Annotated in this window: 9 protein-coding genes; 7 read left to right on the top strand and 2 right to left on the bottom strand. The window is 64.8% G+C overall.

Features of this window, described 5'->3' with window-relative positions; translation table 11 throughout:
- The 7 genes from CKW40_RS38100 to CKW40_RS38065 form a co-directional block, all read left to right on the top strand.
- On the top strand, positions 1-787 hold a 787-nt coding region (locus CKW40_RS38100), incomplete at its 5' end, for a DUF7146 domain-containing protein (RefSeq protein WP_095204808.1).
- Positions 788-1042: 255 nt separating this feature from the next.
- Complete coding sequence (locus tag CKW40_RS38095; RefSeq protein WP_095204807.1) at positions 1043-1984, top strand: DUF2493 domain-containing protein; 942 nt, start codon at positions 1043-1045, stop codon at positions 1982-1984.
- Between the two features lie 198 nt (positions 1985-2182).
- Positions 2183-2467, top strand: coding sequence for a type II toxin-antitoxin system TacA family antitoxin (locus tag CKW40_RS38090; RefSeq protein WP_095204806.1), 285 nt, complete (start codon positions 2183-2185; stop codon positions 2465-2467).
- On the top strand, positions 2468-2974 hold the full coding sequence (locus CKW40_RS38085) for a GNAT family N-acetyltransferase (RefSeq protein WP_095204805.1): 507 nt from the start codon (positions 2468-2470) through the stop codon (positions 2972-2974).
- A 199-nt stretch (positions 2975-3173) separates the two neighbouring features.
- Positions 3174-3707, top strand: a complete 534-nt coding sequence (locus CKW40_RS38080; RefSeq protein WP_095204804.1) for a hypothetical protein — start codon at positions 3174-3176, stop codon at positions 3705-3707.
- 709 nt (positions 3708-4416) lie between these two features.
- Positions 4417-4740, top strand: a complete 324-nt coding sequence (locus tag CKW40_RS38070; protein ID WP_006205585.1) for a DUF736 domain-containing protein — start codon at positions 4417-4419, stop codon at positions 4738-4740.
- 58 nt (positions 4741-4798) lie between these two features.
- Positions 4799-5140, top strand: coding sequence for a hypothetical protein (locus CKW40_RS38065; protein ID WP_095204802.1), 342 nt, complete (start codon positions 4799-4801; stop codon positions 5138-5140).
- 119 nt (positions 5141-5259) lie between these two features.
- Here the strand turns inward: CKW40_RS38065 and CKW40_RS38060 are convergent, their stop codons facing one another.
- Both CKW40_RS38060 and CKW40_RS38055 read right to left on the bottom strand, forming a co-directional pair.
- Positions 5260-5667 (bottom strand): hypothetical protein, encoded by a 408-nt coding sequence (locus CKW40_RS38060; protein ID WP_095204801.1) that lies wholly within the window; start codon positions 5665-5667, stop codon positions 5260-5262.
- Positions 5664-6344 (bottom strand): nucleotide-binding protein, encoded by a 681-nt coding sequence (locus tag CKW40_RS38055; protein ID WP_095204800.1) that lies wholly within the window; start codon positions 6342-6344, stop codon positions 5664-5666. The genes CKW40_RS38060 and CKW40_RS38055 overlap by 4 nt, the downstream gene beginning before the upstream one ends.
- Positions 6345-6596: the final 252 nt, after the last annotated feature.

Raw genomic sequence — 6596 nt, 5'->3', positions numbered from 1 at the left:
GGTCGCGGACGAGGCGCGCCGCTTCCTCGCCATGCCGCGGTCCCGACTGCAGTCTCAGACCCTTGGAGCGCAGCGCCAACCTGCCGCGGCACGCGGTTCGCCCGACGCCGCGCGTCGCCTGTTCGCCATGTCTCAGCCGATCGCCGGTACGCTGGCCGAGCGTTACATTGCCGGCCGCGGCATTCTGCTTTCCACACGCGAGCGCGCCCTACGCTTCCATCCCGCCTGCTATTACCGGGATCTCGTGACGGGCGAGACGCGGACGCTTCCCGCCCTGATCGCGGCGGTCAGCGGGCTCGATGGTCGCATCACCGGCCTGCAACGGACCTGGCTTCATCCTGCAGGCATCGGCAAGGCGCATGTCGTCGATCCCCGTCGCTCGCTGGGCCACCTTCTGGGTAACGGCATCTGGCTTGGCCTCCAGCCCGGTACGCCTGTTCCGGCCATGGCTGCCGGCGAGGGTTTTGAGACGATGGCCTCGCTCCGGACGGTGATGCCGGCCCTGCCGGTGGCAGCCGCCACCTCGGCCAATCACCTCGCCGGCCTCATCTTCCCGCCCGGCTGTACCCGCCTCTACATCGCGGCCGATGCGGACGCCGCCGGCCGGCATGGCATCGAGCGTCTCAGCCAGCGAGCAGGCGAGGCCGGGATCCTCGCCCTGGTGTTGCGGCCGCGGCTCGGCGATTTCAACGACGATCTCCGGCAGCTCGGCCCGGCCCGCCTCGTGGCTTGGCTGCGGGGCCAGCTCATCCCGGATGATGCCCGTCTCTTTCTGCCGTCCGGATGACCGTCTCGGGTCAGCAGGCGGGCAGGGCCGAGTCCGGAAGGCCCGCAGGCATGGCGCTGGTCCAACGGAGAGGCCGCGCCCGGGCCTGCCAGAGCGGCGACCCCGCCACACGTCGGCCTGGCCGTCAACGGCCGTTGGCCGTCCGGCGCTTCGCTGGGCCGCTGCGCTGCGCTTGCGGTGACGGCCCTTCCGCCGCGTGGCCGGGGCCGACCGTCAGGCCGCGAAAGGCGCGGCCGCAGCCGACGGAGACAGACCATGACTTTCGACCTTCCTTTCGACGACGCCTACGAGCCCTACCACGCCTCCTCGCCGACCGACCGCGTCATCCTCGAACTGCAGATGTACGGCCATCGTCCGCATCATGACGAGCCGGACCCGCGCCCGCTGCCCGACGACGAGGTGATCCGGGCCGGCCTCGCCGGGATCGTCGAGACCTTCGCCGGCATGCTCGGCGACACCAGGCTCGAACCCGATCTCGACGACCTGCTCTGGTCTTTTACCAACGTCTTCCATCGCGCCGCCGAACGCGTCGCCCGCAGCCTCGACCGCAACGAGGACGCGCAGCGTTCGAGCCAGAGCGAACAGGACGGCTCGGAGGTGAAGTCCGTCGAGCTGGAACGGCTCACGGGCGAAGGCATCACCTACATCGAGCGCCGCAACGTGCTGGAAATCATGCGCGACGAAGCCGCCGACCTCTACGAGGCGCAGACCGGATCGGCATGGCGGCCGCGCACCGGATCCAAGGTCTCCCATCAGGCGATGACAGCGGCGGTGATCGACTCCAGAGACTTCCTCGCCGCGCGCCGTCACGCCGAAACCGAGGTGCTGGTGCCGGCCGGCACCAAGATCGCCTTCGCCGGCGGCCTCGACTTTAACGATCACGACCGGATCTGGGACGCGCTCGACAAGGCCCGCGAGAAGCATCCCGACATGGTCCTGCTGCACGGCGGAAGCCCGCGCGGGGCCGAACGCATCGCCGCCTGCTGGGCCGAGAGCCGCAAGGTCACGCAGATCGCCTTCAAGCCGGACTGGAACCGGCACGCCAAGGCCGCACCGTTCCGCCGCAACGATCAGCTTCTCTCGGTGGTGCCCTACGGCCTGATCGTCTTTCCCGGCTCCGGCATCACCGAGAACCTCGCCGACAAGGCCCGTCGGCTTGGCATCCCCGTCTGGCGGTTCGCGGAGGGCGGCGCGTAAAGCGCCGGCTTTCAAATATCTGCACCATCGAACCCGACCGGGCGCGGTCGGGTTTGGCCCGCGCAAAGCGCATCAAAGCCGCGCGCGAAGAACGGCACCCCCTAGATGGTATCGCCGCGGTGAGCATTCAGCCAGGAAACGTCGTATTGCATTCCGCGTTACAAATACGTATATACGCCCGCATCACAGGAGCGCGCCATGGCCACTACAGCCACGAGGAAGGAAACACCCGTCTCGATGCGGTTTCGCGACGATGATCTCACCATCATCGACCGCGGCGCGGAGCTGCTCGGCCTGTCGCGAACTGAGTTCGTGCGGCGCGCAGCACTCCACGAGGCGCAAGCGGCCATCCTCAACGAAACCGTCATCCGCGTGTCCCCGGAAGCCTATGACGCTTTCATGCAGGCGATCTCAGCCCCTGCCGCCGCCCCCCCGCCGAAGGCGGCGGAGCGGCTGCGTCGGTCCCCGCCCTGGGACCGCTAGGTGGCGCTTTCAGGCATCGAACTCCTCGACGACGCGCACCGCCTCGACAGCTTCGATTGCGGCAAGCCGGCGCTTAACGCGTGGCTGGCCGGCTTCGCGCGAACGAACCAGACCCGCGGGTTTACCCGCGTCCTGATCGTTCACGACGAGGGAACAGTCGTCGGGTATTACGGCCTCGCGCCGGGCGTGATCCAGCCAAACAGCGCACCGCGCGCCATCCGCACCGGACGCCCGCCCGATCCGATCCCCTGCCTGCTGATTGGCCAACTCGCCGTCGACCATCGCTATGCCGGACAAGGCATCGGGAGCGGCCTGGTCAAGGACGCGCTTCGCCGCTGCGTCGCCGGCGCCGACATTGTCGCCGGCCGCGCTGTGGTGGTGCGGGCGATCGACGCCGAGGCCGAGCGCTACTGGCAGAGCTGGGGCTTTGTCCCGTCGCGAGACAACCCGTCTATCCTGATGCGCTCGATCCAGGACGTGAGCCTCTGGCTGGCCGAAGGCCGCTAGTCCACGCACGTAGCGCCTCCGGCAGCGGCAGGGCCTAGGCGCGCCGGCCTGCGGCCGGCCGGGCTCTAGTCGCGGCGTCCCGCCGCTCCCCGCGCCGGCTTCGCCGTCTCGGCCTTCGGGTGACGATCCCTCGCGCATGGCCAGAGGGAGAGGGCGGCCGGCGCGGGGGCGGGGGACGCTGGAGAGAAGGGAAGTCACGATGTCGATGATATTTATAGGGGGATCAAGCGAGATATTCGAACTGCCGGAACCTGCCATCACTCGCATCGGCGCAATCGTTGCTGCCGAGCACGGCGTGCTGATTGGCGACGCCTCTGGAGCCGATGCCGAGGCGCAGGGCCTGCTTGCGGGCTACAAGTACGAGCATGTCGGCGTCTTCCATGCCGGCAAGGAACCCCAAAACAATCTGGGCGACTGGGCCGCCTACCATGTTCCTTCTCCTGACGAAGCCACAGCGGACTTTGTCCACGCCGCCAAAGACCGGGAGATGGCGCGGCGCGCTGACTTTGGCATGATGGTCTGGGACGGCGCATCACCCTGCACGGCCGTCAACGTGCTTCGGCTCGCCATGGCGAACAAGCCGTGCGTCATTTATGACCTGGCCAGGGGCAGCATGGCGACCACGTACAATGTGGAAGACTGGTGCGCCATGCTCCGCCATGCCGGTCCCGACATTCGCCGCCAAGCCGAAGCCCACATGACGCCGGACGAGCGTCTGGCGCTGCCAGGATGATATGGGCGCGGTCCGCCGACAGCCCGGCGGGTCCGATCTGATATGTTTGATCCGGCTCCGAGCTAACTCCACTTATTTGAGCGGCCGGAGCCGACCCCTCGCGAGACCGGCCCACGCGCAGAGCCGCAGGGCGTTGTGCACCATGATTATCTTGCCCGTCTCGCATCTGAAGCGGGTGCGAGCGTGGCGAACATCCTGGTTTGCGCGGTCATCATCGTGGCTTCGAAGCATCGCTACCGAGGGCCGTGAAGTTCGCTGCCAGTCGGCTCCGATCTCGAAAGCGCTGTGCCGCCATCCCGACCAGAAAGGCGGTTCACGCGCAATGCTGCTGTTCGAGGTATTGACGACGCACGCGACATGACCCGGGAGGTGCGCGGCAAACATCCCGACGATCCGGCAGCATTGCGTCGGCGGTCAAGCGATGGCGGCCTGGGTTCTTGTCCATCTGCCGCATCCGGGGCCATTCCCGTTTCATGTCGCCTTTGTAGACGACCGCCTGCTTTGTGCGGTCAACCCCCGTTGGGGGTACACTCGGCGAATATTCAGGAAAATTCGATTTCTGTTTTTTGTCTGCGGACAGGCGAGGGCCTGCCCGCATTTTTTCGGCAAATAGAATTTTCCAGAGTTTTCGCCGAGATGACCGCAGCAGGACGGCCCTCTCCTTTGGCGCCATCGGGAATGGTCCCGATGCAACCGAAGGAGAACTACCATGGCCACCACGATCGCAAACCTCACCACCAAGGCCGACGGCTCGATGGAAGGCGTCTTTGCCACGCTCCGGGTCAACGCCCCGATCACCCTTATCCCGAACACCAACAAGTCGCGCGAGGACGCGCCCGACTACCGGATCGTCAACAAGCGCACGGGCTTTGAGATCGGAGCCGGCTGGCACCGCATCTCCCAGCGTTCGGGAGAGGAATACCTCTCGGTCAAGCTGGAAGCCCCCGAGATCGGCGTGATCTTCGGCAATCTCGCTCCCGCCCCGGGTGGCGAGGAAAACAAGAAGGTCATCCTCTGGAACAACCCCCAGTGAGGCATCGGTGGCCGGCCCCGCAAGGGGCCGGCTTCGCCACCGGCAAAAGGAGGTTGCAATGAGCCGCTACACCATCACTGTCACTGGCACCGTCACCGGAAAAGTCCGCTCGGATCCAGACGCTGTCATCGGCTACGACCCACCGCTTCGGACTTACTTCCTTCAAGCGTTCCCCCACGAAGAAACCGATGAGCCCGCGCTCTGGCTTGGTACCGCCGATAGAGCGTTCGAAGCGCTTGAGGATCTCCGCCATGCAGCCATCTCACAGGGCTACGATGTCATGCCGCTGCCGCCCGAATTGGCCGCGAAGCTGGTCGACGACAAAGCGGCATCCAGCGGGCGCCCGGAGCGGGACTCAATCCTCGGGGAACTGCTGAAACACCTCAACCAACCCAATTAGGGCAACACATCTCAGGGCCCGCGACGGAGGTGCTCCGTCGCGGGCCCTTTTTTTTCGCGTTGCAAAAGAGCCAGGAACATCATCCATCCCAACATGCGATAGCGACTCCAAGCCGCCAATTATTCTTTCGGCAGTTTGTGCTTATGAATGCGGACATAATCCTGCACAGCCTTTCGCAGCAGCTCAGTCATGCTGTGCCCGTTGCTGATCGCCAGCAATTTGAACTGACGCTGCTCTACGGCCGTCAGATAGTAGCCGCAGCGGACCATCTCCTCCTCGCGAATCTTCTTGCCGGCGATGGGATCCTTTCTCTGACCCTGCCGCAGCAGCTTGCGGAAATCGGGCCCAACTGCCGGGGACGACTTTGTCGATTGCTGCATCTGTGGCGTAGCTTGCTCCTTGGTCCCTGACATCTCGACCTTCGGTGGGATGAACATGCTCGGCAGCGCCGGCGGCTGCGTGGAAATCGCCTTCATCATGCGCGCTTTCTTGTCGTCACCGGGTTTCGGTGCGGTTTCTTCACTCATGCCGCATTCCTTGTGGCTTCGATGAAAGTTTGCAGAAGGTCGTCAAAGACCCCTTCGCTCTCGGCAACCGCCTTCGCATCGGGCACCGCGGGACTGTAAAGGGTCTGCCCGGTCTGTAGGTCGCGGTAGGCAACACGATTGTGCAGAACGTGTTCTGCAATCGGTGTGCCGTTGGCCTGGATGATGGCGCGCAATTCAGTCAGGGCTCGTGCCCTGCCATCGATGATGGTCTGCTTGGTCAGCACGAATATCGCAGGCAGCGGTCGGCCTCGGCTCTCGACCGCCAGGGGAATGTAGTGGTCGGTGATCTGGATGGCGGCGGTCACATCGTCGAGGGCAAAATAGACCGGCACGACGACGATATCGGCCGCGAAGAGCCCGGCCATGAGGTTGTCATTCGTGGTGCCTTCCGTATCGATCAAGACGACGGAGCGCTCACCGTTGTGAATAACTGCAGCGTCGAGGATTTCCTGCGGGGTCATCGCGCTCACCAGCTGCAGGCTGTCAGGGCGATTGCCAGCCTCACCCAGCATCTGGAACCAGCGGTTCATGTTCTGCCGCCGGTCGCCATCGATAAGAGTGACCGAATAACCCCGATGCAGCGCGACGGATGCGAGGGTGCGCAGCATCGTCGATTTGCCAGTGCCGCCCTTTGGGATCGCAGCGGAGATGATCATGGGGCCTCCTTCCGGGCGAGGTCTCCTTGTCTCCATGTTAACATGGAGACAAGTCATCATGGACACATGGAACGATGTCACGGTCGAAACTTGGTGACATACTCAGCGGGGCAGACCGGTTTGGCAACCCAGGAACACACCAGTAAGGCCCGCAGGGTGCAACCATGACGCAGCGGCTATCTTCAGTGAGGAGAGGGTCCGGTCTGACGATCCGACTGCGAACCGCTCGGTTGTCTCCATGTTAACATGGAG

Source organism: Mesorhizobium carmichaelinearum (assembly GCF_900199455.1).
Classification (GTDB): domain Bacteria; phylum Pseudomonadota; class Alphaproteobacteria; order Rhizobiales; family Rhizobiaceae; genus Mesorhizobium; species Mesorhizobium carmichaelinearum.
The sequence above is the reverse complement of the archived record's forward strand: the minus strand, read 5'-3'. Positions and strand labels throughout refer to the sequence as shown.